The 26535-nt window shown below is 38.0% G+C and carries 21 protein-coding genes; 9 read left to right on the forward strand and 12 right to left on the reverse strand.

Features of this window, described 5'->3' with window-relative positions:
- Positions 1 to 35: 35 nt before the first annotated feature.
- Positions 36 to 2210 carry a S9 family peptidase gene (locus I6F65_RS09225; RefSeq protein WP_197112540.1) on the reverse strand — a complete coding sequence of 725 codons (2175 nt, stop codon included), beginning with the start codon at positions 2208 to 2210 and terminating at the stop codon, positions 36 to 38.
- A gap of 192 nt (positions 2211 to 2402) precedes the next feature.
- Here I6F65_RS09225 and I6F65_RS09230 point away from each other — a divergent pair, with 192 nt between their 5' ends.
- Together I6F65_RS09230 and I6F65_RS09235 are read left to right on the forward strand one after the other, a co-directional pair.
- Positions 2403 to 2873 (forward strand): DUF2721 domain-containing protein, encoded by a 471-nt coding sequence (locus I6F65_RS09230; RefSeq protein WP_024609978.1) that lies wholly within the window; start codon positions 2403 to 2405, stop codon positions 2871 to 2873.
- 93 nt (positions 2874 to 2966) lie between these two features.
- Positions 2967 to 3419 (forward strand): cytochrome c, encoded by a 453-nt coding sequence (locus I6F65_RS09235; protein ID WP_166112664.1) that lies wholly within the window; start codon positions 2967 to 2969, stop codon positions 3417 to 3419.
- Positions 3420 to 3778: 359 nt separating this feature from the next.
- Here the strand turns inward: I6F65_RS09235 and I6F65_RS09240 are convergent, their stop codons facing one another.
- Both I6F65_RS09240 and I6F65_RS09245 read right to left on the reverse strand, forming a co-directional pair.
- Positions 3779 to 6952: an efflux RND transporter permease subunit gene (locus I6F65_RS09240; protein ID WP_197112542.1), complete on the reverse strand. Its 3174-nt coding sequence runs from the start codon at positions 6950 to 6952 to the stop codon at positions 3779 to 3781.
- A gap of 14 nt (positions 6953 to 6966) precedes the next feature.
- A complete protein-coding gene (locus tag I6F65_RS09245; RefSeq protein ID WP_197112544.1) occupies positions 6967 to 8145 on the reverse strand; it encodes an efflux RND transporter periplasmic adaptor subunit in 1179 nt (392 codons plus the stop codon).
- Positions 8146 to 8432: 287 nt separating this feature from the next.
- Between I6F65_RS09245 and I6F65_RS09250 the strand changes: the two genes are divergently transcribed.
- Complete coding sequence (locus tag I6F65_RS09250) at positions 8433 to 10940, forward strand: zinc-dependent metalloprotease (RefSeq protein ID WP_197112546.1); 2508 nt, start codon at positions 8433 to 8435, stop codon at positions 10938 to 10940.
- 68 nt (positions 10941 to 11008) lie between these two features.
- Here the strand turns inward: I6F65_RS09250 and I6F65_RS09255 are convergent, their stop codons facing one another.
- From I6F65_RS09255 to I6F65_RS09270, 4 genes are all read right to left on the reverse strand, one after another.
- Positions 11009 to 11797 (reverse strand): PhzF family phenazine biosynthesis protein, encoded by a 789-nt coding sequence (locus I6F65_RS09255; protein WP_197112548.1) that lies wholly within the window; start codon positions 11795 to 11797, stop codon positions 11009 to 11011.
- Positions 11798 to 11816: 19 nt separating this feature from the next.
- Complete coding sequence (locus I6F65_RS09260; protein WP_197112550.1) at positions 11817 to 12290, reverse strand: pilin; 474 nt, start codon at positions 12288 to 12290, stop codon at positions 11817 to 11819.
- Entirely contained in the window at positions 12287 to 13111 is an 825-nt protein-coding gene (locus I6F65_RS09265) for a hypothetical protein (RefSeq protein ID WP_197112552.1), read from the reverse strand. The genes I6F65_RS09260 and I6F65_RS09265 overlap by 4 nt, the downstream gene beginning before the upstream one ends.
- Positions 13112 to 13177: 66 nt before the next feature.
- Entirely contained in the window at positions 13178 to 13792 is a 615-nt protein-coding gene (locus tag I6F65_RS09270) for a PQ-loop repeat-containing protein (RefSeq protein ID WP_197112554.1), read from the reverse strand.
- A gap of 288 nt (positions 13793 to 14080) precedes the next feature.
- On the opposite strand from I6F65_RS09270, the gene I6F65_RS09275 reads away from it, so the two are divergent.
- Positions 14081 to 15214, forward strand: a complete 1134-nt coding sequence (locus I6F65_RS09275; protein WP_197112556.1) for a PepSY domain-containing protein — start codon at positions 14081 to 14083, stop codon at positions 15212 to 15214.
- Between the two features lie 49 nt (positions 15215 to 15263).
- Positions 15264 to 16415 (forward strand): lipopolysaccharide assembly protein LapB, encoded by a 1152-nt coding sequence (locus I6F65_RS09280; protein ID WP_197112558.1) that lies wholly within the window; start codon positions 15264 to 15266, stop codon positions 16413 to 16415.
- A gap of 29 nt (positions 16416 to 16444) precedes the next feature.
- Here I6F65_RS09280 and I6F65_RS09285 read toward each other — a convergent pair whose 3' ends face one another.
- From I6F65_RS09285 to I6F65_RS09300, 4 genes are all read right to left on the reverse strand, one after another.
- Complete coding sequence (locus I6F65_RS09285) at positions 16445 to 19261, reverse strand: hypothetical protein (protein ID WP_197112560.1); 2817 nt, start codon at positions 19259 to 19261, stop codon at positions 16445 to 16447.
- A 132-nt stretch (positions 19262 to 19393) separates the two neighbouring features.
- Positions 19394 to 20938: a PH domain-containing protein gene (locus I6F65_RS09290; RefSeq protein WP_197112563.1), complete on the reverse strand. Its 1545-nt coding sequence runs from the start codon at positions 20936 to 20938 to the stop codon at positions 19394 to 19396.
- Positions 20931 to 21464 (reverse strand): PH domain-containing protein, encoded by a 534-nt coding sequence (locus I6F65_RS09295; RefSeq protein ID WP_024609988.1) that lies wholly within the window; start codon positions 21462 to 21464, stop codon positions 20931 to 20933. The genes I6F65_RS09290 and I6F65_RS09295 overlap by 8 nt, the downstream gene beginning before the upstream one ends.
- A 21-nt stretch (positions 21465 to 21485) precedes the next feature.
- A complete protein-coding gene (locus I6F65_RS09300) occupies positions 21486 to 22349 on the reverse strand; it encodes a D-hexose-6-phosphate mutarotase (protein WP_197112565.1) in 864 nt (287 codons plus the stop codon).
- A 444-nt stretch (positions 22350 to 22793) separates the two neighbouring features.
- Here I6F65_RS09300 and I6F65_RS09305 point away from each other — a divergent pair, with 444 nt between their 5' ends.
- Both I6F65_RS09305 and I6F65_RS09310 read left to right on the forward strand, forming a co-directional pair.
- Positions 22794 to 23276: a MarR family winged helix-turn-helix transcriptional regulator gene (locus I6F65_RS09305; RefSeq protein WP_024609990.1), complete on the forward strand. Its 483-nt coding sequence runs from the start codon at positions 22794 to 22796 to the stop codon at positions 23274 to 23276.
- 100 nt (positions 23277 to 23376) lie between these two features.
- On the forward strand, positions 23377 to 24693 hold the full coding sequence (locus I6F65_RS09310; RefSeq protein ID WP_166112697.1) for a porin: 1317 nt from the start codon (positions 23377 to 23379) through the stop codon (positions 24691 to 24693).
- Positions 24694 to 24784: 91 nt separating this feature from the next.
- Here the strand turns inward: I6F65_RS09310 and I6F65_RS09315 are convergent, their stop codons facing one another.
- Positions 24785 to 24985 (reverse strand): hypothetical protein, encoded by a 201-nt coding sequence (locus I6F65_RS09315; RefSeq protein WP_197112567.1) that lies wholly within the window; start codon positions 24983 to 24985, stop codon positions 24785 to 24787.
- A gap of 420 nt (positions 24986 to 25405) precedes the next feature.
- On the opposite strand from I6F65_RS09315, the gene I6F65_RS09320 reads away from it, so the two are divergent.
- Both I6F65_RS09320 and I6F65_RS09325 read left to right on the forward strand, forming a co-directional pair.
- The gene (locus I6F65_RS09320) at positions 25406 to 25804 is read left to right on the forward strand and encodes a YbaN family protein (RefSeq protein WP_197112569.1); all 399 of its coding nucleotides are present in this window, start codon (positions 25406 to 25408) and stop codon (positions 25802 to 25804) included.
- A gap of 82 nt (positions 25805 to 25886) precedes the next feature.
- Positions 25887 to 26453, forward strand: coding sequence for a hypothetical protein (locus I6F65_RS09325; protein ID WP_197112571.1), 567 nt, complete (start codon positions 25887 to 25889; stop codon positions 26451 to 26453).
- Positions 26454 to 26535: the final 82 nt, after the last annotated feature.

Genomic DNA, 26535 nt, shown 5'->3' on the forward strand with positions numbered 1-26535 from the left:
TTATTGAGTTAAATCTATTTAAATATAAAGATTAACTACTTTTTAATACCCGCTAAATCAAGCATAAATGCATAGTTTAGCGCGGTATCTTCTAAGCGCTTAAAGCGACCCGATGCACCACCGTGCCCTGCTTCCATATCTATTTTAAACAGTAACTTATTGTCATCAGTTTTATAGTCACGCAGCTTAGCAACCCATTTTGCAGGTTCAAAGTATTGAACTTGTGAATCGTGCAAGCCAGTCGTTACCAACATATTAGGATACGCTTGCTTAGATACTTGGTCGTATGGCGAGTAAGACAGCATGTAATCGTAATACGCTTTTTCGTTCGGATTACCCCATTCGCCGTATTCATTTGTTGTAAGCGGAATGCTCGCATCAAGCATCGTTGTTACTACATCTACAAACGGTACCGCAGCAACCATGCCTTTATAAAGCTCAGGCGCTTGGTTCGCTACTGCGCCCATTAATAAGCCACCAGCACTGCCACCTAACGCAAATATTTCATCTTTTGCGCCATACTTTTGAGAAACCAATGCTTTGGTTACGTCAACAAAGTCGTTAAACGTATTCTTTTTAGTTAGTAGCTTACCATCTTCGTACCAAGGGCGACCTAGCATTTGCGAGCCACGTACATGGGCAATTGCAAATACAAAACCACGGTCTAACAAGCTCAAACGTGAGCTTGAGAACGTTGGATCCATTGTTGCACCGTACGACCCATAACCATATTGCAGTAGCGGGTTAGTGCCATCTTTTTTAAACGCATCTTTACGGTAAACTAAACTTACCGGTACTTTTATGCCATCGCGAGCGGTTACAAAAATACGCTCTGACGCGTAATTTTTAGCATCAAAATCACCTAACACAACCTGTTGTTTAAGAAGCGTTTTATCGCCAGTCGCTAAATCTACATCGTACGATGAGCTTGGTGTAGTCATGCTTGTGTAGTAAACACGTAACGTACTACTATCTATATCGTTATTGCCATAAGTACCAATTGTATAGGCGCTGTCGTTAAAGCTCAGTGGTAACTCTTTACCTGTTTTTAAATCACGCGCAATCAACTTTGATTGGCCCATTTCACGTTCTTGGTAAACTAAGTAGTCATTAAATAAATCAATGCCTTCGAGTTTAATGTCGTCGCGCGCTGGGATCACACTTTGCCAATTAGCTTTGTCGCCTGCTTTATCAATATCAACTTTCATTAGCTGAAAATTTACAGCATCTAAATTAGTGACAATGTAGTAAGTATTCCCTAGCTTCGAAATATCATATTCAAGCCCTGCTTCGCGCTCAATTAAACGCTTAGGCATTGCTTTAGTATCATCAGCACTTAACACCGATACGCCAGATGCCGCTGTACTGCTATGCCAAATATAAATTTCTGACTCGTCTTTGCTTTTACTCATACCCATGTAGTAACTGGTATCAGTTTCTTCGTAAATTAGCTCGTCATCAGCTTGTGGTGTGCCTAATGTATGACGATAAACTTGGTAACCTAATAAAGTTTGTAAATCTTTTTTAATGTAATAAACAGTTTTATTATCGTTTGCCCACACAATGCCACCGTTGGTGCCTTCAAGTGTGTCTTCGAGTAATTTACCGGTAGTTAAATCTTTTATTTTTACGCTATAAATACGACGGCTAACAGTATCTTCGCCATAAGCCATTAAATTACCATTAGGGCTTACATCTAAACCACTTACCGCATAATAATCGTGATCTTTAGCAAGTTCGTTTACATCTAAAATAACTTGCTGATCGGTACCTGAAAAATCGCTACTGCGTAAGTAAGTAGTGTATTCGTTATCGCCACGTGTTTGCGATGAGTAAAAATAATCACCGTTTTTAACTGGGACTGAATCATCGTCTTTTTGAATACGCCCTTTTAACTCTTCAAACAACTCGCTTTGCAGTGTTTTAGTATGTGCGAGCATTGCATCAGTGTATGTGTTTTCAGCTTCTAAGTAGTTAATCACTTCAGGTGCTTTACGCTCGTCATCACGTAGCCAATAGTAATCATCAATGCGTGTATCACCATGAATAGTCATTTCATGCGGTACTTTTTTAGCAATAGGCGCAACAGCTTGTGCAACTTGAGTTGCTTTAACCTGCGTATTATTTTTTTGAGTTACTTCTGGGGCTTGATTACAGCCACTTAAAATAGCTAGCGACAATGCAGCAAGTGCAAATGGAGTATGTTTCATCAGTCAAAATCCTTATTGTGTTTTTATTTTTTATTAAGTAGTTAAATATACCTATAAATGACCTTTATTGTGATTTAGTTTGTGAAGCTATGTAAAGTAAATCAACGTAATTCCTTTTTACTTAACAAGCCTACATCAGGTACTCTGTAAATATAATAAGTCACTTTTAAGCTCAACTGATTAAGGGTAGTAATGAATAGCGAAGTAATAAATATTTTAACCATGGCTAAAGTAATTCAAACAGCCGTTGCTCCGGTATTTTTAATCACTGGTATAGCGGCTACTTTAGGTGTTTTATCTAATCGCTTGGCGCGAATTACCGACCGAGCACGGCTACTAGAGCGAAGACTAAAAGTAAATACAGACGACGATTTTAACAAATCATTAGCTACCGAACTTAGAGCACTATTAAAGCGATCTCGTTTTATACATATCGCTTTTAGTTTAAGCGTATTAAGTGCGCTATTGGTGTGTGCTGTTGTTATGTTTTTATTTTTATCGCACATTCAGTCTATTAATTTAAGTGTAACCATTGCTTGTTGTTTTGTTGCAGCAATGGCATTTCTCATATGTGCATTTATTTCATTACTTGGAGAAGTATTTTTGGCTACCAGAAGTATGCGCCGAGGGATGATATTTGCTGATATAGGACTTAATGATTAAGTTTTAATTAAATCCATCGTATTTGCTTGAATAAAAACGACGTTAGATACAATATACTTAATCAACAAATATAATTTTCAACAGGGGCAAACTATGAAATTTAAAACAATCTTAGCAACAATAGCATTAGCAACATGTACGCTTAGCGTATCAGCTAACTCAGCATTTAAAGAGCCAAGCGATGCTATTGAATACCGCCAAGCAGCATTTTCTATGATTTCAGTTCAAATTGGCGACATGGGCGCAATGCTAAAAGGCAAAGTACCTTTTGACGCAGAGCAATTTCAAAAGCGTGCTAACAACGCCGCTGCTTTATCTAAAATGCCATGGGAAGCGTTTTACGAAGGGACTGATAAAGGCGACACAGCTGCACTTGCTGCTGTTTGGGCCGAAAATGCAACCTTTGTTGAAAAAGCGAATGCTTTTGCAGCAAATGCAGATAAGCTAGCGTTAGCAGCTCAATCGGGCGATAAAGCCGTAATTGGTAAAGCATTTGGTGCATGGGCTAAAGGCTGTAAAGATTGCCATAAACAATTTAAAGATTAATTTTTATTGTTGTAACTACTTAAAGTAGTAACAATAAAAAAGCACTCAACGTTAACCGTTGAGTGCTTTTTTTGTATTTGTTATGCTAGGGTCTGTTGATCTTTGCGGATTAAAATTTGTTCAAACTAGGGGCTATTTAATCGCGGCGCGAGATTTGTAACCTAGTGGGCTAAGTCAAAACCGAGCAACAAAGAGTAAATAGCCTCTAGGAAGAACCCTTTGGGCAGCGCCTGTTTGGCATTAATGCTACGTTATCGCCTATTTATGGGGAATAACCACACTGTATAGGCTCTGCCTTGCCTAAATACCAAACAGACTGCTGCAAATTTAACCTTGAAAGTTCAACAGACCCTAGTACTTTATTTGTTTAACGAAACCTTCTGCGGGCGACGTTTAAATACAGTTCTAATCCCACCTAAAATGCGTGGAAACACCTTACCAATATCACTTAATATAATGTACAAACATGGCACTAATATAAGTGTTATTAATGTTGCAAACATAACAGCAAAACCAAGTGCTACAGCCATAGGTATAACAAACTTAGCTTGCAAGCTTGTTTCAAACATAATTGGCAGTACACCTGCAAATGTAGTAATTGAGGTAAGTAATATAGGCCTAAAGCGAGCGCAACCAGCTTCTATTACGGCATCTTTAGTATGAACGCCTGCGCGGCGTGCCTGATTAATAAAGTCAGTCATTACCAACGAGTCATTAATAACTACTCCAGCAGCAGCAATCAAGCCAAAACCCGACATTAAGCTCATGTCTAAACCAAACCAGTAATGCCCCCAAATTGCGCCTGTCAGGCTAAATGGAATAACCGACATCACTATTAAAGGTTGTGAATAACTTTTAAGTGGTACAGCCAATAATATGTAAACTAAAATCATACCGCCAATAAAAAACAATTGTTGCTCATTTGCTTGTGCTTGCTGCTCTTCTATTGCGCCGCCTAATTCAGACTTAACACTTGGGTACTCTTCTTTAAGTTGTGGAAGTAGGTTTTCTTTAACTTGTTTAACCACCTCACCCGGTTCGATTGCTTCTTCGTCAATGTTGCCATAAACGTACACTGTACGATAACCACCTTCTCGACGAATATAGCTAATACCAGGTGTTTCTGTCAGCTCAACCACATCTCCTAATAAAACCTCTCTGCCTTGTGGTGTTGTAACAACCGCATGCTTAAGCGATGAAAATGCTTCACGAGTGAGCTTAGGGTAACGCACCATTACGCGTACTTCTTCACCACGACGAATAACACGCTGCGCTTCGCCACCATAAAAACTTGCCCCAATTTGATTCGCTATCGCCGCTAAGTCTAAACCTAAGTCGTAAGCAACAGGCTTTAAGCTCATTTGTATTTCTTTGCTTGCTGGGTCGATAGTTGAGCTAATATCAAACAAACCTTCCTGCTGTTGTAATAACTGTATAAAACGACGACCCGCATTATTAAGCGTATCGATATCTGATCCATATAATAAATAGCCAAACTCGCCATCACTACCACCGCCTCCAGCACCAACATCATCTTGAATAGTTAGTGATTTAACACCTGCGATATCTGGCATCGCTTCACGCCAGCGTCGAGACAGCTCAAATGCATTATATAAACGTAAATCTTCATCTACTAATGGCGCGAGTAATTGCGCCTCAGTACGACCTTGATTAAACACCAGTACATCACGCACCATTTTCTGGCCTTCTTTACGCTCTGTTTCTCTATCAACCTCTAGCACCATAGCTTCAATTTCACGAATCGCGTTAATGGTTTGAATGTCTGACACATTATCATTCATTTCTAGATTAATTTGAGGGAAATCGTGGGGTACCTTAGGCGAAGGGATCGTACGAACTTGACCAGATGAAATCAAACCAAAAGTTAAGATTAACAGCGCAATAAAACCAAACATAACTGTCCAGCGCCACTCTATGCAATTCACTATAAATTGTTTGTAAGGACCATTAACAAAACCAAAAAAACGATTATTAAAACGCGCACGCCAACCGTCGGGTTTAATCGGTGAAAAATGCGTATGTGCAATATGCGCTGGTAAAATTAATTTCGATTCAATAAGGCTGAAAATTAAGCACAGAATAACAACTACCGAAATACCGTAGAATAAAGCACTTTCAGGACCGCTAGAAAGCGTAAATGGTGCAAACACAGCTATGGTTGTAAGTACACCAAAAGTAGCTGGAGTCGCTACACGCTTTGCCCCATTGACCACATTAACAACACCGCCACCTTTTTTCTCTATTTCGGTGTAGGCGCTTTCGCCTATGACAATGGCATCGTCCACCACAATCCCTAGCACCATAATAAATGCAAATAAAGACACAATATTAATCGTCACACCAAACAATGGCATCATCATCATCGCGCCCAAAAAGCACACCGGTAAGCCAATCATTACCCAAAGCGCCAATTTAAAGCGTAAAAAGATTGATAGCATAATTGCGACCAAAATAGCGCCTTGAAATAGGTTAGCTTTCATCATATCTAAACGTGCATTTAGGTAGTAGGTAAAGTCCATCAACGGCTCTAGACGCACTCCCGGTGGTAACGCTTTATTTTTTTGATCAATATACGCTTTCACTGAATCAGCCACGGGGATAATACTTTGCTCTTCCGTTGCTTTTACCGATAAATAAACTGCATTTTCACCGTTAAATTTAAAGTAGCGCTCCCCTTCAGTAAATTGGTCTTTAATTATCGCAATATCTTGCAGTAATACCTTAGCGCCATTAGCACCAATTTTTACCGGAATTTGTCTAAACTCTTCACCAGAGTAAAACTGATTTTCTACTCGAACAGAAATAATACCTGCGTCTGTTTTTAATTGCCCCGCCGAAAAGTTAGCAGAGTGACGACGCACTGCATTCATTACATCACTGAGTGTTAAATTATATTGGCGTAGCGTATCTGGCTCTATCTCAATAGCAATTTCATCAAGCGGTACATCGTTTACCACCAACGATACATTAGATAACTGTAGTAATTCATCTTCTATTTGATTTGCTATAGGCTTTAGTTCAATTAAGGGTAAATCAGCCACCAACGTCATACCAATTACGTCTTGACGAAACTCAATCTGACTTATGGTGACCGGTTCCATACCTGAGGGGAAAGTAGCAATACCATCAATACGCAACTTTACCTTATCAAGCACGTCGGTTAGCTCTGCATCGGTATTAATTTCAAGGCTGGCTCTACCGCTGTTTCTAAATGCGCGATACACACCTTTTTTAATCTCTGTTATATCTTTTAATGATTCTTCAACTTTAATAAGTATACTTTCTTCGATTTCTTGTGGTGAAGCACCAGGATAATTAGCTTCAATATTAATGTAATTAACTTCTATGTTAGGGAACATTTGTCGCTGAATCGTAAAGTAACTTATCAATCCCATTACAATGATGAAAAACATCATTAAATTTGCAGCTACTGAGTTATTAGCAAAGTAAGCAATAATACCCGTTTGCTTTTCAGCTTTTGGCGCTGTATTTGGTAGTTCAGTGTTATTCATAACTCAATCTACCCTTATAGTTCTTCAGTGGCGGCACTTTTTGGTGCATCTATTTTTTTAGTATTTTGAGTACCAACGATTTTTACAGCCATGCCTTTTTGCGGATATTCTGGCAGAGTGATAACTAACTTATCATCCGCTTGTAAACCACCACTGATATAAAAATACTCACCTTCTTCACGAATAACGGTTACCTTTCGTGGTTCAAGCTGTTGCTCTTCATTAACTATCCATACAGTTTTGTTATTAACTAACTCTTGCGGTAAACGGTAAATATTATTAAGTATTGATCCTGCAAAATTTACCTGAACGTAACTACCAAACTTAACTGTTGGTTGCTTATTTTTAAGTCCATACGGGTCATCTATACGCACTACCAAACTAGTCATACGCGTAGCGTTATCAATAATCCCTAAATCACGGTCAATTACCCCTTCTCGGGTAAAACTATTTAAGCCTTTTTGAACAACAGTAGCTTTAATGCCTTTAATTCGTTTTGGTAAAAATACGCTATCAAACCCTGCAATAGGAATAATCACTTCGGCGGTTTCAATATTGTTTAGCTCAGCAACTTGCGAACCTATAGTTACGTACTGCCCAACACCTACACTACGGCTAATCACTAAAGCATCGTAAGGGGCTGTAACATCACAATTATCTAAGTCACGCTGTGCACGTTTTAATGCAGCTTGCGCCGACTTAACAGATGCCTGTGCACTTAATACTTGAGGTTTACGTAAAAATAAATCTGTACGCGCTTTACTTGGAAAACGCTTTGCTTCGTCCTCCGCTACTTGCGCTTGCGCTTGCTCTTCTATTAAGCCTGCTTGTGCGCGAGCAATTTCTGCCTCAGCAACAAGTACGGCAGCTTCGTAGTTATCTTTTTCGATAGTAAATAGCGTCTCGCCACGAGCAACTACGCCACCGGCTACAAAATTAGGGTGCCAACTTAATACCTCGCCCGACACCTGCGCCGAAAGCTGTGTATTTTCAAGAGGCTTAACTTCGCCGTAACTATTTATAATAACTTGGTGATCGTTTGCAGTCACAGGCTCAACTTGCACCGTTGGGCGAGTATCAATTACTTCTTTTTTTTCTGGCTCTTGTGCAATGGCATTTATTCCCATAAAGCCAACAACACCAACAATTAGCGCTACAAATGGAAAAACCCATTTAAGTGAATTTGTTTGCATACCTTATTATCCCCAAAATTCTATTAACGTTATAATAACAGAGCTAAATGAAACATTAAGGTGACATTTGTAAGCAACTGTTGCAGTTATAACTTAAATCATCTTAATAATTGCGCAGTAAAAATAAATGTCTGTAATTTAATCTGTTAGTTATATTTTGTTACAAACTTTTATTTATTTAAATCAAATGGTTAAAGTAAGCGCATCGAATTTCATCGCGTAGCTGTGTTAAATAATATTAATTTACGTACAGTCCAATTATATTAACAAATATTAAAAGTCTCAAAATGAAGTTAACTACAATTACGCTTGCACTTAGTTTAGCGCTTAGCGGTCATGCATTTGCAGCCGATAAAAAAGAAGATAAAGAACCAAAAACTCTTAGTGAAATGATTAAAGGGCAAACCGAATTTGCCGGTATATTTAGCCTTTATCAAGACGAAAAAACCGGTAAGCACCTTATGGTGATTAACGAGTCCCAACTTAATACACCGTTTGTATATTTTGCCCATACTGTTGATGGCGTTACAGATGCAGGTCATTATCGTGGTTCGTACCGTGAAACTAAGTTAATTGAATTTAGAAAATACTTTGATCGTATCGATATTATTAGCAAAACACCTCGTTATAAATTTGACGAAAACAGTGCCATTTCAAAAGCGAGTGATGCCAATATTAGTGAAGCGGTACTTGCGAGCATTAAAATAGAAAAAGAAGAAGACGGTAAAATAGCATTCAATGTAAATAAGTTATTTTTAAGCGAAGCACTTCATAAAGTGTCGCCTACACCAAATCCTGCCGATAAAAACGCTAAAAAGCGCTTTAAAGTAGGCAAGTTAGACGATAAAAAATCACGCATTATTAAACAGCGTCCATATCCTAATAACTTAGATGTGGTTGTTGATTATGTATTTACTAACCCAAGTCCAACGGTACGCGGCTCAAATGCAGTAAGCGATCCGCGTAGTATATCGGTAAAAGTTCAGCACTCGTTTGTTGCTCTACCTAGCAACAACTATGCACCCCGTATGGATGATGCTCGCATTGGTTATTTCACAAATCAATTTGATCAAATGACATCTACCGATTGGGCACCTTATCAAGATGTTATAAAACGTTGGGATCTACAAAAGAAAGACCCAAGTGCAGCGCTTTCAGAGCCAGTAAAACCAATTACTTGGTGGATAGAAAACACCACACCTATTGAATGGCGCAATACTATTCGTGACGCTGTTTTAACATGGAATACTTCTTTTGAAAAAGCCGGTTTTAAAAATGCCTTAGAGGTAAAAGTACAACCAGATGATGCAGATTGGGATGCGGGCGATATTAATTACAACGTACTGCGTTGGACTTCATCACCTAAACCTCCATTTGGCGGATACGGACCTGCACTTGCTAACCCATTAACAGGCGAAATACTGGGTTCAGACATTATGCTTGAATTTGTATTTATGAAAAACCGTTGGATTTACGACACACTTTTCACACAAGGAACAATGAGCCACGGTGAAACAACAAATACCGGCGAGCTAAATTGCTCACTAGGGCATGAGATTCAACAAAATCTAATGCTTGCCAAAGGCCTTGCTAGCGGCGACAAAATTGAAGATAAAGAAATGCTTCGCCAAGGTCTAACGCAATTGGTACTTCACGAAGTTGGTCATACTTTAGGTCTTAACCACAATATGAAATCATCAATTTTGTGGGATGAAAAAGAAGTACACGATAAAAACAAAACCCAAGGCATAGTAACCGGTTCTGTTATGGATTATGCACCCGCTAACATTGCCCCAATTGGTATGCAGCAAGGTGATATTTTTCAAACAAAACCTGGTCCTTACGATGATTGGGCAATTAACTATGGCTACAGCGTAGCGCTTGCAGATGAAGCTGCTGAGCAAGCTAGACTTGAAAAAATACTTGCTCGCTCAAGTGAACACGCCCTTGCCTTTGGTAACGATGCAGACGATATGCGCGCACCAGGTCGCCATATCGATCCACGTGTAATGATTGGTGATTTGTCGTCAAACCCTGCGGCCTATGGCGCAGATCGTATGGCGCTAATTAATAAACTATTTACTGAGCTAAAGGATAAAGCAACGGTTAAAGGTGAGTCTTACCAACAACTTGTTACCTCTGCTAATACCTTATTTGGTCAGTATAGAGCTCAAGCAAATGTTGTTTCTCGCCAAATTGGTGGTGTGTACGTTGAGCGGGCTGTAGTAGGTGATACAAACGCAGATAAACCATTTACACCGGTATCGCTTGAGCGTCAAACACAAGCGATGGATATATTAGCCAAGTTTGTATTTGCACCAGACGTACTGCAAAACATGCAGCCTCTATACAGCTACCTACAACTGCAACGTCGTGGCTTTAATCACTTTGGTAAAAATGAAGACCCTAAAGCACACAAAATGATTTTAGGTATGCAAAAATCTGTACTTGCGCAGCTATTACACCCAGCCGTATTGCTGCGTATTTCTGATACTGCTTTGTATGGTAACGAATATAGCCTAACTCAGTTTATGGAAGATTTAACCGCCAACATTTTTGTAAAAAGCAAAGACGCAAACTCTATTAGCCACAACTTACAAATAGAGTATGTGAATCAGCTAATCGCGATTGCAGGTCTTGGCAGAGCAAGTAAATACGATAACTTAGCTAAAACAGCGGCGTTATATCAGCTAACTCAAATAGCCGATACTAGTGTGGCGTGGGGAGCTGATACAGCAACTAAAGCGCATAAAAAATATATTGACCGTTTAATTACAAAAGCGTTAGAAGCGTAAGCAACTTCTAAAGTTGAGCAAAAAGGCCACGTTAAACGTGGCCTTTTTTATAGAGCGAGATTTAAAAATTAAATATAAATAGTGCCTTTTAAATACCTTACAGCATGTCCGGTTAAAGTTACCGTTGTATCACCCACTTCACAGCTTAACTCCCCGCCTCTGCTTGAAGCTTGATAAGCACTTAACGTAGTTTTTCCTAATTTCTGCGCCCAAAAAGGGGCTAACCCCGTATGAATAGAGCCTGTTACATAATCTTCGTCGCCACCGCTTGCGGGCCAAAAATAACGAGATATAAAATCATATTCATCACTAGGTGCTGTAGCCACTACATCCAGTGGATGAAGTGTTTTTAAAAGTTCAGAGTTAGTTGTTAATTCAATTATTTGATCAGCGCTTTCGTAAATAGCAAAGTAAGCTTGACGATTTTTAAGTACTTTACTCGGTTGTATAGACAAGCCATCAAGCAATTGCTGCGGTACATTTTGTACCTCAATCGGTGCTTGTTTAGGAAAGGTCATTGCAAAGCTACCATCAGCGTTTTTATTAACGATTAGCTCGCCCACCGCATCAGCAATAAAGCGAATTTGCGATATATTATGCTCTTCACATAAAACATAGGCTGCCGCAAGTGTGGCATGACCACAAAAATCTATTTCCATTAACGGTGAAAACCAGCGAATAACAAAACTGCCATCGTCTTGCTGGCAGGTAAAAGCAGTTTCAGATACGTTATTTTCAGCGCCAATCTTTAGCATTAAATCGTTACTTAACCACGATTCAAGTGGGATCACTGCCGCGTAATTACCTTTAAATAACTCACTCGTAAATGCATCAATTTGATGAATAGTTAATTGCATTTTAATCCCCTAAACTATTTTATATACACGCTGAAGGTAAAATTTCTTTTGGTACTGTTGTTCTGTTTTCGCCAACTGCTTGCATGCCAGTTACTGGTTCGTCAAATCCACATAACCATGCAATTGGACTTGTAGGGCTTCCCGTTACTACTGCTGGTCTGAATGTTAAAACTGTATTTTGCAAAGGCTGTGAAGCTTTATTACCGAGGCTAATATGAATAGCACCATTATCGACTGTGATGCCCGTCACTCTATTACCAATTAAGAACTTACTTGCAGGTACACCCGCTTGCTCATTACTTGCTGGAAAGCGTCTGTTTTCAAGATAATAAACAGTAACGTCTTCTCGAATGGCAGCAGCCATTGCAAGTGGGTCAACAAGTTCTGCTTTTTGCATATACTTACTGTACTGAGGTAGAGCAACCGCAGCTAAAACACCAATAATAGATACCACCACCATCAACTCTATTAACGTAAATCCTTTCGTTTTCATAACACATCTCCTAGCATAAATATTGGTTGATAAGCCGCTTTAACAAACAGGTAAATAGACACAACAATGACTAAACCATAAATAATAACGAGCTTATTTATATAGCTTTTAATATGCGCATTAAGCAATTTTAACTGCTGCTTTAATAACGCTTTAAATTCTTTTTGTGTTTCTAAACCTAACAACTCGCATTTGGCTAAATGCTCGGTTTGGGGTGTAGAAGCTTTAACACCTTCTTTATAATTACTTGGAAATAATAACGTGGTAATTAAAGAGTTGTATTTATTAATTAATTGGCGAGGAATGAGGACTTTAAATAAACCTGAAAAAGGCTGTAGCTCTGTTAGAGCACTCGCTTTTTTAAGCTTTAAAATAACTGTAAAAATAATACTTAATAATAAAACCAATAAAATGATTGGCACATACCAATAAGTAAAATAATCATCAAATACATGATTTAAAGAAACTGTGTGCGTGCTATATATCTCTACAAAAGTAGGCACAACAAAAGACTGATACAACAAAGAGGATAAAACATAAATAACAAACACAATGGTTAAGTAACCAAGCCAACCCTTAGACTCAAACTTAAATTCATCAACTAACTCTGGTAAACATTGATAATGCGTAGCTTGTTTTTGCGACGTTGCTTCATCTTGAGATGCAATTTGCGTCACTAAATCATGTGCTAATTTACCGTCCATACCGCTATTGGTATAAACATTTAAATGTGACTGCGTACTTAATTCAACTTTTTGCTCTGCACTGAGTGTTTTAGAGCTATAAACACGACAGAAATACCCAAACTGATTCCAATTCATACTTTATCCTTTTATTAGATAAAGTAATTTGCCATAAACAAAGCTAAATAGGAATGAAAGTAGCGTTTAAATAATTGCTGGTCGCATTCTATAATATTGCATGCAACCAAATTGCACCGCATTGGTAAGCAATAGCATAATAAACATAAGTAAGTGCGCCGTACTTGGTACAGCAGCTGTAAGCTCAACAATTAAACCACAAATACCTGCAATAAACTGTAAGCTAAAATAGCGTGCGCTTAAATTACTCACATTACCCGTACGCAGAGTTTTATAAGTTTGCGGCATAACTCGTACCGAACTCATCACAAGCCCTACATAAGTTAAAGCATTTAACACTGTTGCAGTATCAAGATTAGAATTTAAAAGCAGCGAAAAAGGCAGTAACGAAAAACCTAACATGGTAACCAACTGCACACGCTCTCGTGGAGCTGCGTTATAACGTGCAAAAAAATACAAAATAAGCCCACTCAATGCACCCGTTACAAAAAATGGTAATGCAATATAAAAACGCTCAAAGTAAATATTGTAAGTTATAAAGTAAAGGCTCTGCGCCAACCCAAATGTCATCATTAATAGTGATAAACCTGAGACACTACGATTTTTTCGAATTTTATTTAATAATGGTAAAAAACTAAACACCAAAATAAATGAAGACAATATAGGCAAATAATGCGCCAAAACAACCTCGTTCGTTAAATAAATGTTAATTAAAAATACAAATAAAAGCTTTTATCAAACATTTGTTTTAAAAGGTTTTTACCATGAGCGCGGCATTGTAAAGCCGAGTAAATTTAACTCAACTAAATAGCAAACTCTTGTTTCAGGTACTGGCAAGTTGGGTATACAAAAGCGTGGAATTAAGTTCACAGTTAGTAGGTTTTATTGAAAGTTATAACACCAACTTTTAAATAAAAATGATAGTTGTTATCATGCGCAAAACATTAACTACTACGTATAAAGCTATCTATGAGAAAAACTCTTTTTAAAATTCACAGTTGGATCGCTCTTACAGCAATTATTCCGCTGATTGTTATTAGCATTACTGGCAGTGTATTAGTTTTTAAAAGTGAAATAGATGGCTTGCTTATGCCAAGCAGTCACTTTGTTGTAAAAGCATTACCAGAGCGTATGCCAATCGATAAATTAATTGCTAAAACAGAGCATACTTACCCAGAGTATGTAGTAGGTAGTTGGGAAATATTTAACGATGATACTGCTGATCGGGTTTACTTAATTAAACGCGGTACAGAGCAATGGTATAAGTTTCATTTAAACCAGTATACGGGTGACATTTTGTCAGAGCCTGTAGGTACCAGCCATTATTTTACTGATTGGTTTTTAGAACTGCATTACACCTTTTTACTTAACGACTTTAAAAACTTACCAGGGCAAACCGGCACTGTTCTAGGCTTCTTTTTTGCATTATTTTTATTGGTATTGGGTATTACTGGGCTTATTATTTATCGTAAATTTTGGCAGCGTCTATTTAGTGTGCGCTGGCGTGCAACACTACAAATAGTACTTAGCGACATTCATAAAATGACGGGGGTTATAGGATCTCCCATCATTATTATTTTAGCTATTACAGGTGGCTACTTTAACTGGGCGGTGTGGTATCACGAAGTTATTGAACACGCTGAAGAAGAACACTTTGTACTAACCAAAAACTTACACAGTAGCGATATTTCTTTTCAACACATACTAGACGATAGTAAAAACCAAATACCCACTTTTAACGGCACGTTTTTAGTTATGCCACTCGAGCCTGACGAAAACATTACTTTATTTGGCGAAGTAGATACAACCAACCCGCTTGCGAGCGAATATGCCAATACGGTTAGCTACGATAAGCAAACAGGCGAACATTTAACTAACTGGGATATTCGTGAAGTAGGTGTTGGCTGGCAAGTAATTGATAGCTTTAGAAAGCTTCACTTTGGCTACTTTGCAGGGCTTATTAGTAAAATACTGTGGTGCGTAATTGGCTTGAGCCCTGTGTGGCTAGCCGGCACGGGCTTTTATTTATGGTTTACTCGCCGAAAACGTAAAAAACAGTCACAAAAAAATCGCTCTAATAAGCGCCACTCAGCAAATACTTGATTAAAAACCCACCTCATTGTAATGTAAAATTTAACAATGGAGTGGATTTATGATGTTTTACAAAATAGCAGTCTGTATTACTTTTTTATGTTTAGTTGGATGTAACACAACCAAAGTTCAGCAAGTAGAGCAAAAAATACAGCTTGAACAGCTATTTAATCACTCTTTGTTTAACAAGCTAGATACCCTTTCTGAGCACAGTATTTTTGAGTTGCCAACCGCTGAAAAAGAAAAGTTATTAGCCTATGCCAAAAATCAAAGGCAATCTCATATCCGTGATGACCGCATTATTTTCAACTACCTCGAAAACCACTTAGCTAATTTTAAATACCATGGCGATACACTTACTTCAGCTCAAACTTTAAATCTTTCTCAAGGTAACTGCATAAGTTTAGCCGTTTTAACACAAAGCTATGCACAAACGCTTGGCTTAGAAACCAGCTTTCAAGAAGTAACTAGCGAGCCTGTGTATGCAAAAGAAAGTAACCTTGTTTATGTAGCTAACCATTTTAAAACAAAAGTATATGCACCAAAAGAAGATGATAATATTATTGATATTTTTAGAGTGGGTACTTTAATTAACTACTTTCCTAGTCGTGGTAGTTTTTATTCAGGCAGTGCCGATTACAACGATTTAGTTTCTAAGTTTTATAGTAATTTAGCTGCTACGGCATTAGCAGAAGAACAGCTCGATACTGCCTACTCACTTATTTTACAAGCAAACAAATACACTCCTAATGACCCTGAGTTATTTAACATGGCGGGAATTTTACATCGCCGTGCTGGCGACCTAATAAATGCAGAGATAATTTATCAAACAGCACTCGATAACAAAGCACCTAGTATTAACCTGCTTAGTAATTATAAATTGTTGGCAAAACAGTTCGGGAAAAATGAACTCGCAGAAAAATTAACTAAGCGATTAGTTAATAAAGAGAGCGACCCTTATGAACTGCTTGTAATCGCTAAAAACGATTTACAGCTAGGGCAAATAAATAAAGCAAAAAACCACCTCGAGCAAGCTATTACCAAAGCGCCGTATATCGCAGAATTATATTTAGAACTCGCTAAAATTCGCTATCAACAGGGTAATGCTAAACAAACTCAAACCTTACTTGAAAAAGCAATCGAGCTAGAACGTGATAATCAAAAACTTAATGTATATCAGGCTAAGTTACTGTCGTTACAAATGGACAAATAACTTAGCCAAACCGTGGTTAACTTTAAACGTTAAAGTGAATAATAAAAGCTTAACCACGCTCGCATTTCATCTTCAAAACTATCGCCTTCTACTCGCGAAAGCCCCATATTAAATGTTAAATCGTTTACACCCGCAGGGCCCATTCCAAAACTAAAATCACCTTGGTACTTTAAGCCGTAACTTTGTGCATATACAACATCATCGAGTTGGTGTTGCTTGTAATAAAACCACGGCATGCCTTCTTTAAGGCTAAAGCCGCCACCGTAACCTTGATAGCGCTTTGCAGTTGCGCTGTAAAAAGGCAGCTCAGATGAAAGTACATAATCACTACTTTGCTGCTGATTAATAAGGTTGGAACTAAAGCCACCTAATGCAAGGCTGCTACCGTCACGTTGTTTTTGATCAAAGTTTGCATAAAGAGGAATACCAAACGCTTTACCAAAAATTTGAGCGGCTAAATCGTAACCTTGCCAATTATTATTTTTGGTGCTGCCATCGTACCAATTCGCATATACACTTTGCCCTATTGCAAAATCTTGACGATCATATTGCCAATTTTGAGCAACGCCTAAACGCGTCCAATTTTTATGACTTTGCTTATAATCAGTGTAATTGTAGGCAAGCTCTGGCGTGACACTTAGCTGTCCAAATTTAACTGGGTAACTTATTGCGGCAAAACCACCTCGGGCATCTATGTCGGCATTTAAACTTGCTTGGTACTGGCGCGATGTATTTAAATTGTAGTCAAACAGTGCTAGTTTCAGTTTTACATCAAGCGCATTATATTTTGCCTGCACATAACCACCGTGCAGTGCTCCATCGTGTAAATCACTGCTATACCCCGCTTGCAGGTCGAGCTGTTTTAATAAGTCGCTACTTTTAATGCTTAAATCTAACAAACTTGTTGAAGCCGAATAATACTGAGAGCCAATCGCGAAAGTAGCATGCTGGTCGAGTACGTTGTAATTTGTTTGCTCTGTAGTTTCGTGCGTATATATTTTAGCTTTTGGAAGTGTATGTTCGTTTACTATTAGCAACGGTGCTTCTTTGTTAGCTGCAAACTCTGTAACTACAGTGCTATTTATAGCTTTTGGCAGTGTTTTTACATTTGGTCCATCTGCGGTTATCGAAAAATAGAGCAACGAGCCATCAGCTATTTCAATTGGGTGGGCAACTGCCTCTTGTCCTTGGGTTAACTTGGTGAGTGTTTTACTCACTATGTTGTAGTTATAAATATCGGTGGCGCTATTTAAACCTGCAACAAAGTAAAGTGACTCGCCATTAAGACTAAAGCTCGGCTGACTTAAATATTGATACCCGTTTGGCATAGGTACCGATAGCTGTTGTTCGCCGTTTATATCTTGTATATACAATTGCCAGTTTTCATTTAATGACGTTGATAAATAAGCTAACTTAGTCTCATCAGGACTGAGAATTGGGTAATCGTAAGTTGTCTCAAGGCTTTTTGTAAATAATGGCGTGATGGTTTGCGTATTGAGGTCAACCTTCACTAATTCAGAGTAGCCATCTCTTATTTGCTCGCCATATAAGGTTTCACCGTTACTGGTTACGTTAAAGCGGCGTATACCAGCAAGCTCGGTAAGCTGTTCAATATTACCAGTCTCAGTGTTATAGCTAAATATGTCAGACACTTTGTTATAAATACCCGACTCTTCATTGCTGTACGCATTAAAATATAACGTTGTATTATTTACCCATTGCGGGTTTGCAATACCAGCTCGGTTAATTTGATTAAGCACTTGTTTTTGTTCACGCTTAAATACACTTGGCGCTGTATCAGGAATGTCTTGTGCATCGTTTTCGAGTAGCTCTTTTTGCGCTTTAGTAAACTCTTCTTGCGCTTTAATGTTGTCATCAGTGCTGTAAATTATGAGCTTGGTATTACTCTCTTTATCTCGCTCAACAATTGCAATTTTACTCCCATCTTTTGAAAGAGCGGGATTGCTTGCATATAAGTTAAGCTCAAGCCAAAGCTCACTATTAAGTAACGGCTCTCCTTGCTCTATTTGCATTGCTTTATAGGTATATTCAGCTATAAATCGGCGATATAGCTTGGCTGCACTTTGCCCAAACACACCGCTAAATGCTTCATCAAAATCACGAGTTTTTACGCCCTGCATTCGCGTCCAAACGCTATCAAGTGTTTGCTCTGAATAGTTTCTCTCTAACCAATTTAAAAAGCGACTCCCCATTAAATACGCCATTGAGCCGCCCATAAAACCCTGTTCGCCATTTAACTGCCCATAGGTTGGCAGTGCGCCCTGTTGAGCAAATTCTTGCAGTATTGACTCAGAGTAGTTATCAAACAAACGCCCACGACCCGTCATTTTAGACTCAATTAACGTGGCATAACCTTCGGCTACCCAGCGCGGCGTATCACTGTAGGTTAAGTCGTATAAATCCCATATGCCACGTACTTTTTGCTGCCAATCGTTACGTGTAGGCTGTGCTAAATGCACTAAATGAATATATTCATGCAGTATAAGTAATTGCTGCCAGCCAGCGCTGTTTGATATAACTGTATCGGATTGTGGTGGGGTTGTAAAAAGCGCCATTACAGGATTATTTGAGGTAGGTAGCGCAAAGCCATTGGCTGCATTTAAGGGATCAAACACCACTACATCAACTGTTTTATCGAGTGCTCGGTTTTGCTGCTCAAGCACTTTAGTACGCACTATTTCAAGCTCTATTGCGCTCGATTTAGCAAAGTCAGTATGCTCAATACTATAGTGAATATTAAAGTGTTCGGTATGAATAGTTTGCCAATCAGCGGCAAAGCTTGGTGCAGAGAGTAATAAAGCAGAAGCGATAAGTGTTTTTTTCATGAGTGTCCCTAAAATAATTCCTTAATACCATCTAGGGTATTATTAAATGTCTTTCATGGGCAGTAAGAAAGTGTAATAAAGCATGTGCAAATGTGTATTTACACATGCCTTGTTTTTTAATGAAGAGAGGTATTACATCCAGCTGCGGGTATCTGACTCAATCTGCTTGATTGTAAAATCGATAATAAAGTCAGCATCTTGTTGCTTTATATAAGGCATAAATGCAAAGCCTGAAGCAAGTTGTATGTATAAGCTTTTTAAGCCTGATTTACGCATTAAATACGTACTTATACCGCGTGCACTTTGCGCTTTATAAAGCTCAAAAACACGATAATGCACACCAATCATACCCTTGCGTACAACCATATAAAATCGACCATTATCTTCATGTAAATAATAGCCATAACGTTGATACGACAAGGTCACTAAGCCAGAAAAAACAGCAAGTACGCCAAGGCTAATCAAGCTGTTAGTTTCGGTAATAAAACAAAAACCAAACACTAATGCACTGGGAAATAATGCATAAAAAGCTAAGTTTTTATACAAAAGCGCTCGCTCTGCGCGCTTAAAAGCGAGTTTTTTACTATTAAACCACGGGTAAATCCATTGGCACACGCTATCTACTTTCTCGGCGCTTAGTACTGGTAATACGAGTGTTTGCTTATTTTTTTTAGCTGCAACACCTGCAATCGCACCACCACTACTCGCTTGTAAACATTCAACGGTAAATCGCTTTAATATCCGCCCCATTAAATTTTGCTTTATAACAATAGACTGCACCTTATCCATACTCATGGATAACTGGTGGCGTTCTAACAACCCAGCAATACGCTTAAACTTTTGACCTTTAAAGTAAAGTTCAAAGTTATAAAAACGAATAAGCGACATAGTCACCGAAAGCATAACAGCCATTAAAACTAACATGGCAATAAGAGTGATCATCGCAAACGTAGCTGCATTTGCCATTATGCCAAGCTCTTGCTGATAAAATCCCTCAACTTTAGATACTATTTCTTTTTCTAAAAAGTCGATGAGCATATTTATAAACGGAGCAAGCGCTGCAATAGCTAATATTGCCATGTTAGACATTAAGCCAAACTTGGCTATTTCTTTGTTACTAATGCGCAGACTGTTTTCGGTAATATCTGTTTCGCTTTGCTCATCGAGTTTTGTTTCTTGTTGTTGCGCTTTAAAAGCAAAAATTTGTTTGCGCATCTGCTGTGCATAGTCTTTTGTCAGCCCAGGTAAAACAACCTCCTGCGACACACTACCGGCGGCATCAACAATACAATTAACTAAATTTACGGGGATAAAGTAAAACGGCTCAGCAACATTTACATTTTGAACGCGAGCAAAACTAAGGGTAATTCGCTCTTTTTTAAATACACCTTTTTTAAGCAGTATTTCGTTCTCGTCGCTTATACAAAATCGAAAATTTAAAAAATATAAAAATGAGTAAACAAGTAACGAAACCAAGGCAATTGCGCCCGCTACTTGCGCCCAAAACAGTTTGTTTTCGACCTGTGTAACAAACACGACAAGCATTGGTAATAAGTTAAGTAAGCCATCCTTTATAAATCGCACACTAAAGTGCACTACAAAATATAAAAGCGCCCAAGACGATACCTTTTGCCAATGCAAAGTGCGCGTTTGCTCATCTGTTGTTGCGCTATTCATCAGCAAACTCTAATTCTGGGCAAGTGTTTTCTTGACGATAGCTTTGTACAAACTGACGTATATTTTTACAATCATCATGGGTTAAACCGCTAATTTGCAAATCGGCACTTACGCCACCGGCACTAAATAACTTTAAGCTAGCAAGGTCGAGCTTTCGCTCTATTGGCCCTCTGTGTATTTCTATGTGTTGCACACGCGCTAACGGCAATATAGTGACTTGCTGCCAAATAATTCCTTTTTTAAAAACAATATCATGACTACGTACAGCAACGCCTTGCAGCTTTATACCCAGCATGTTGTACAGCATTGATATAACTACTAAAATTGGTACGCCTATTAATAAGTACGTTTGTGCATTATTAGCAAAAGTCTCGTTAAAATAACAAACAGCAATTAGCACTCCTATTAAAGGAATGTAAAATGCGAGCCAATTAAGTTGCGTATGCAGTAGTGCTTTATCGGCCAAAGGCTTAAAGCTAATATCACTATGCTTTGGTAAATCCATTATTTGTTGATTGTTAAACACAATTAGTCCCTTTCACTGCTTTTAATTATTATTAGCTTGCCAACTAATGGTGGTTATTAAAGTGTGGCTTTGTTTTGGCTCAAGCGTTACTGCATCATCTAAAACATTAGCAGCCTCTAAACACACCATTGTTTTATATTCGTCATCAGCAAAGTTAGATAAACGTTTTGATTTTTCAATCCACGGGTTCCAAAGTACACACGAACTTGAATTTTCGCGGCTTACACTAATAACACCCTCGGGTGTGTTTATGGTTTGCTTTGTACTTGCTTGTGTATAAACCATGTCGGTTTCGCGTTCAAAGCCAACAATTTCATTTTGCAAAAATGGTCCTTCACCAAACTCAACATATTGTGCGTTTTGCAAACCATCAACATGAGTATTTTTTATGTCCGATGTAGGAAAGTATGTATGCAGTGCTTGGGTAAAACTAAATGGCGTATTTCCTAAGTTAGCTGTAGTTAAACGAACCTGTAATTTATCGCTTAATACAAACTCTACTTTTAATGCTGACTGATGCGACCAATACGTTGTGTTAACTAACTTCATTGGTAACTTTAAGCTTATTGTAATTTGTTCGTCAGACTCGTGTACTTCGTCTGCTTGCCATAAACTTGTACGTGCAAAACCATGAGCGGGCCAACCATCATTAGCATGTGTACCAAACCACGGCCAACAAATAGGGATTCCGCCACGTATACTGGCACCTTCTAAAAAAGTTTCATTTTGTGATACCCAAATAAGCGGCGCCTTACCGTTAGGCTTAAACTCGGTAATTTGCCCGCCCTGCAAAAATATTTTTGCATCACACAAATTACTCGTTACATTAATGAATTCAAGACCGGTTTCGGTGTGCTCAATACTGACTGATGGCGATAATTTCATACCTTGTCCTATAATACTGATACTAAAGATTTTTGGTGCTAATACGCACACAATAAAGCATGCTCAAAGTATAAACTATACGCACTAAATATTGATTATACTAAATGCACTGTGTATTAATTTATTCATAGCGGATTAATATTTACACAGGTAACTTACAAACAATTACTTTGTACTAACAGTTGTTATTAAATAATACTAAAGTCTAACCGTTAAAACTTGCGAATAAGCGCCAACATACGTACTGTGCGCAAATCTTAGCTAACAACTTGTTAAGAACATTTAATTATATGCAAATACATTATGCTGATATTAATTACAGCTCAAACTAATAAAAACCCATAAAATCGGGTTTAAATACAATATATAATTTGAATTCAATTTATTTGATGTGTAACATTTCGCGATTACGGCAAACCACCGCTCTTTCGACGAGACAAGCAAATGAAAAAATATGACGAGTTATTAGTTTCTTTACGTAAAGTGATCCGTGCAATTGATCTACATTCTAAGCAACTTAATAAAACGGCAGGCTTAACGGGGCCACAACTGCTTATAATGCAGGAAGTTTCTCAAACAGATGGCATAACGGCCAGTCGTATTGCCCAAAATGTAAATTTAAGCCCGGCAACCGTCACCAACATTCTCGACAGAATCGAAAGTAGAGATTTAGTAACACGCGTACGCAGTCAAATGGATAAACGACGAGTGAGTTTATACCTCACCGACAAAGGAAAAGAGTTACTTGAAAAAGCACCTCAGCCATTGCAAGAACACTTTATTGAAAAGTTCTCTGCACTAGCTGAATGGGAACAGAGTCTTTTACTCTCATCAATGCAGCGCGTAGCAGCAATGATGGATGCAGATAAATTAGATGCATCACCCCTACTAGAAGTTGGTGCGCTTACTCAAGCTCCTAAAGAATAAACAATAAAAAAAACACATAGTTTTTGTACTTACTCTAAACGTAAGGCGTTTTTTTACGCCTTGAATTTTTTATTTTTTAATCACAATCAGAGCGGCTATTATGACTAAACTCTCAAAATTAACACTAGCACTAGTTCTAGGTGGTGTTACAAGCACTTCTTATGCAGCAGATCTCGATACGCTTCAAGCGCAATTAAAACAACTAAAGCAACAAATGCAATTGCTTGAAAATCAGTTGGTTGAAGAAAAATCAAAACAGCAACAAATCAATAAGCAACATGAACAGCAAGTAGCCGATATTAGCAAAAAAGCAGATACCCAAGTAGTTGCTGTTGCAGAGCCTGAGAAAAAAGACGAAGGCATAAAAATTGGTGGTGCTATCCGTGCTAACTACAGCATTAACTCATACGATGATGATAATGAAGATCGCGGCGGCGACTTCGATTTTGATATTTTTCGTTTAAATGTGTCTGGCGAAATTAACGATATTTCGTTAAATGGTGAAATTCGTTTTTACGATTACATGACCGTTGTTAAGTATGCTTACTTAGGTTACGAGTTTACCGATGGCTGGGAAGGCCAAGCAGGTATAACAAACGTGCCTTTTGGTAATGGTCCATACAACTCGCACAGCTACTTTTTCAGCACTAACTATTATGTAGGGCTAGAAGACGACTTTGATTTAGGTGTGGTTGTTAAACGTAAGCTTAAAGACAACTGGAAGCTAGACTTAGGTTTCTTTAAAAATGACGAGCTAGGCGGCGTAGATGGTTCAGCATCAGATAAAAGTCATCGCTACTCTTACGACATAGTAGGCACTCGTGCAGCTGACGAAGGTACTTATGCAGAACCTGCAGGCGAAATTGGCGAATATAATACATTTGCTGGTCGTGCGACTTATCAAATTGAGCACAGCAAGAATGTAACTACCGACATTGGCTTTTCATTACTGAGTGGCGGGTTACATGATGGTGAAGATCGTGCTGGTAACTACGGTGCATGGGCATTTCATGTTGATAGCACAATTAACAACTGGAATATTCAATTTCAACACGGTGAATACGACTACGACCTAGACGATAACAGCGAACGTTTTGCTGTTGCTGCATACGCTTACTACGATACCGTATCAAGCAAAGCAACTATGACCAACTTTAACGTAGCTTACAATTACTCGCTTGATTGGGGCCCGGTTACTGACATTCAGTTTTATAACGATTACGGCATTATTTACGACAAGTCTGACGACAGCGCAGATACATGGATGAACGTAACGGGTATGAGCGTAGCAGCCGGTGGGTTCTTTAGTTACTTCGACTTTATTCAAGCTCGTAACCAGCCATTTATTGGCGGAACAATTATTGGTGATGGCGACACAGAACGTCGCTTCAACATTAACTTAGGTTATTACTTCTAAGCTAACTTCTAAGCTAACTTCTAAGCTAATTTTAAGTTAACTCTAAACTTAGTACGTAAAATTAATTTAAAGGCTGCAAGCGCAGCCTTTTTTATTTGAAGTACTGTTTTGCTTTTTCACATGTAGACTTTGGCAGGACAAATTCAGACGTTTGATCTGAACATATTTGCTTTAACATGCTAACCGCATTACGTTCACACCTTGGCAGAGTGTAAACCTCATCTTCTTTAGTAACCCCTAGCGCAAATTGATACTTTAACTGCAAAAGAAATTCATCTACTTGCTGAGTCATCAACATACCAAATTACACTCATTGTAAATAAAGCTAATAAGACTGAAAATATAAATGAATTTTCACCAAATTCGTATCTGATGCGTTCTCAACTTTTTTAGGATGCATTTGCGAGCGAGTATAAAGATGTAAGCCAAATAAAATGAGTAAAAACAGTGCTGAGTTTTGAATCATATTTAAAAATCCTCTTATTTAATTAAACAACTTAAAATTATTGTTATTGTTTCCCTACCTACATAAAAGCTAAGCAACTGAAAAATAGTTATAAAAATCACCTTATATGATTTAGCACACAGTACTCAATCTATAAATAGAGCTTTATGTGTATTATTTTTATATTTGCTTGTTATGTACCTCTTCGAATTACCGGCTAATTAGCTTACAATTTAATATAACTGTAATTAAGTGAAATGAGCGTAAGTGAAAATAAAAGCAGCCCTTGTTTGTTATAAAAATTTATGGCTTAAAGCGCTTGGTTTACTACTTGTTGCGCTCGGTATTATAGGTATTGTATTACCCGTAATGCCCACGACTATATTTTTTATTTTAGCGCTAACTTGCTTTACTCGCTCATCTCCCGCGCTCGAACACTGGTTACTTAACCATCCTCGTTATGGTGCAACGCTACAACAATGGCAAGCCCATAAAGTAGTGCCTATAAAAGCCAAATGCTACGCCGCCATCGGTATGTTAATTGGATTTATATTTTTACTTTATTCTGCAGCCCCTATTTGGGTTATTTACCTTGTTGCCGTTATAGAAATATCGGTAATGATCTATCTTATTTCAAGACCGTCCGCCCCACCAAGAACTAAATAAACACTCACTTTTGTAGTTTGCTTATATGTTGTTTTATATGTTACTTATACAAAACAAGTACAAATAAATAAGCAGGACGCTAATGGATAAAAAATCAGCCGAAATAACAGTACACACTTATAACCGTTACTCCTTAACCTTAATGGCGCTTATCTTTTTATTTCCTTTTTATGCCTTTGCCAATACTAGCGAGTTAATAAACAGTACAAAATCAAACATAAGCCAAGTGCATAAAAATATAAATGCAAACTACTACAAAGCAGTAAATGCAATTAATAAAAAGCTCGTTGAATGCAGCAACTCAAACACTATAATTAACAAGAGTGATGTTCAAAGCATCTCAGAAAGTTGGGAGGTGATATCTACTGCACTTATTTATTTTGATGCTAAAAATCAGCAATCGTGTATGAAAAGCGAGCTAGATGACTTTGCGTTTAACTCTTCTCTTTTATTAGCTTTTGATGAAAACAACCAAGAAAAAATTATCGCAATGAATTACATTGTTATGAAACTTCCGCTGATGTTTGAAGAAGCAAAAAATGATTATTTTTCTTTGCCGGAACATTTACAAATAAAATTTTCAAATGTCGATAAATTACAAAAGCCGTTTAATTTATTGGAGTCTGCAGAAAAATTAAACCCACTGTAATATACACTTAATTAAATAGTCGGCTTGTATCGGCTACTTAATAGCCCATCAATATCTGATACCACTTTAATACAAACTATAT

It is taken from the genome of Pseudoalteromonas sp. SWXJZ94C, from assembly GCF_015864385.1.
Taxonomy (GTDB): Bacteria; Pseudomonadota; Gammaproteobacteria; order Enterobacterales; family Alteromonadaceae; genus Pseudoalteromonas.

Bases quoted from the DNA above. Each gene is read 5' to 3' on its own strand.
- I6F65_RS09285 (WP_197112560.1), bottom strand. From the start codon at position 19,261: ATGAAAAAAACACTTATCGCTTCTGCTTTATTACTCTCTGCACCAAGC.
- I6F65_RS09315 (WP_197112567.1), bottom strand. From the start codon at position 24,985: ATGACTCAGCAAGTAGATGAATTTCTTTTGCAGTTAAAGTATCAATTT.
- I6F65_RS09230 (WP_024609978.1), top strand. From the start codon at position 2,403: ATGAATAGCGAAGTAATAAATATTTTAACCATGGCTAAAGTAATTCAA.
- I6F65_RS09235 (WP_166112664.1), top strand. From the start codon at position 2,967: ATGAAATTTAAAACAATCTTAGCAACAATAGCATTAGCAACATGTACG.
- I6F65_RS09250 (WP_197112546.1), top strand. From the start codon at position 8,433: ATGAAGTTAACTACAATTACGCTTGCACTTAGTTTAGCGCTTAGCGGT.
- I6F65_RS09280 (WP_197112558.1), top strand. From the start codon at position 15,264: ATGATGTTTTACAAAATAGCAGTCTGTATTACTTTTTTATGTTTAGTT.
- I6F65_RS09265 (WP_197112552.1), bottom strand. From the start codon at position 13,111: ATGAATTGGAATCAGTTTGGGTATTTCTGTCGTGTTTATAGCTCTAAA.
- I6F65_RS09260 (WP_197112550.1), bottom strand. From the start codon at position 12,290: ATGAAAACGAAAGGATTTACGTTAATAGAGTTGATGGTGGTGGTATCT.
- I6F65_RS09275 (WP_197112556.1), top strand. From the start codon at position 14,081: ATGAGAAAAACTCTTTTTAAAATTCACAGTTGGATCGCTCTTACAGCA.
- I6F65_RS09240 (WP_197112542.1), bottom strand. From the start codon at position 6,952: ATGAATAACACTGAACTACCAAATACAGCGCCAAAAGCTGAAAAGCAA.
- I6F65_RS09300 (WP_197112565.1), bottom strand. From the start codon at position 22,349: ATGAAATTATCGCCATCAGTCAGTATTGAGCACACCGAAACCGGTCTT.
- I6F65_RS09325 (WP_197112571.1), top strand. From the start codon at position 25,887: ATGGATAAAAAATCAGCCGAAATAACAGTACACACTTATAACCGTTAC.
- I6F65_RS09305 (WP_024609990.1), top strand. From the start codon at position 22,794: ATGAAAAAATATGACGAGTTATTAGTTTCTTTACGTAAAGTGATCCGT.
- I6F65_RS09225 (WP_197112540.1), bottom strand. From the start codon at position 2,210: ATGAAACATACTCCATTTGCACTTGCTGCATTGTCGCTAGCTATTTTA.
- I6F65_RS09310 (WP_166112697.1), top strand. From the start codon at position 23,377: ATGACTAAACTCTCAAAATTAACACTAGCACTAGTTCTAGGTGGTGTT.
- I6F65_RS09290 (WP_197112563.1), bottom strand. From the start codon at position 20,938: ATGAATAGCGCAACAACAGATGAGCAAACGCGCACTTTGCATTGGCAA.
- I6F65_RS09255 (WP_197112548.1), bottom strand. From the start codon at position 11,797: ATGCAATTAACTATTCATCAAATTGATGCATTTACGAGTGAGTTATTT.
- I6F65_RS09245 (WP_197112544.1), bottom strand. From the start codon at position 8,145: ATGCAAACAAATTCACTTAAATGGGTTTTTCCATTTGTAGCGCTAATT.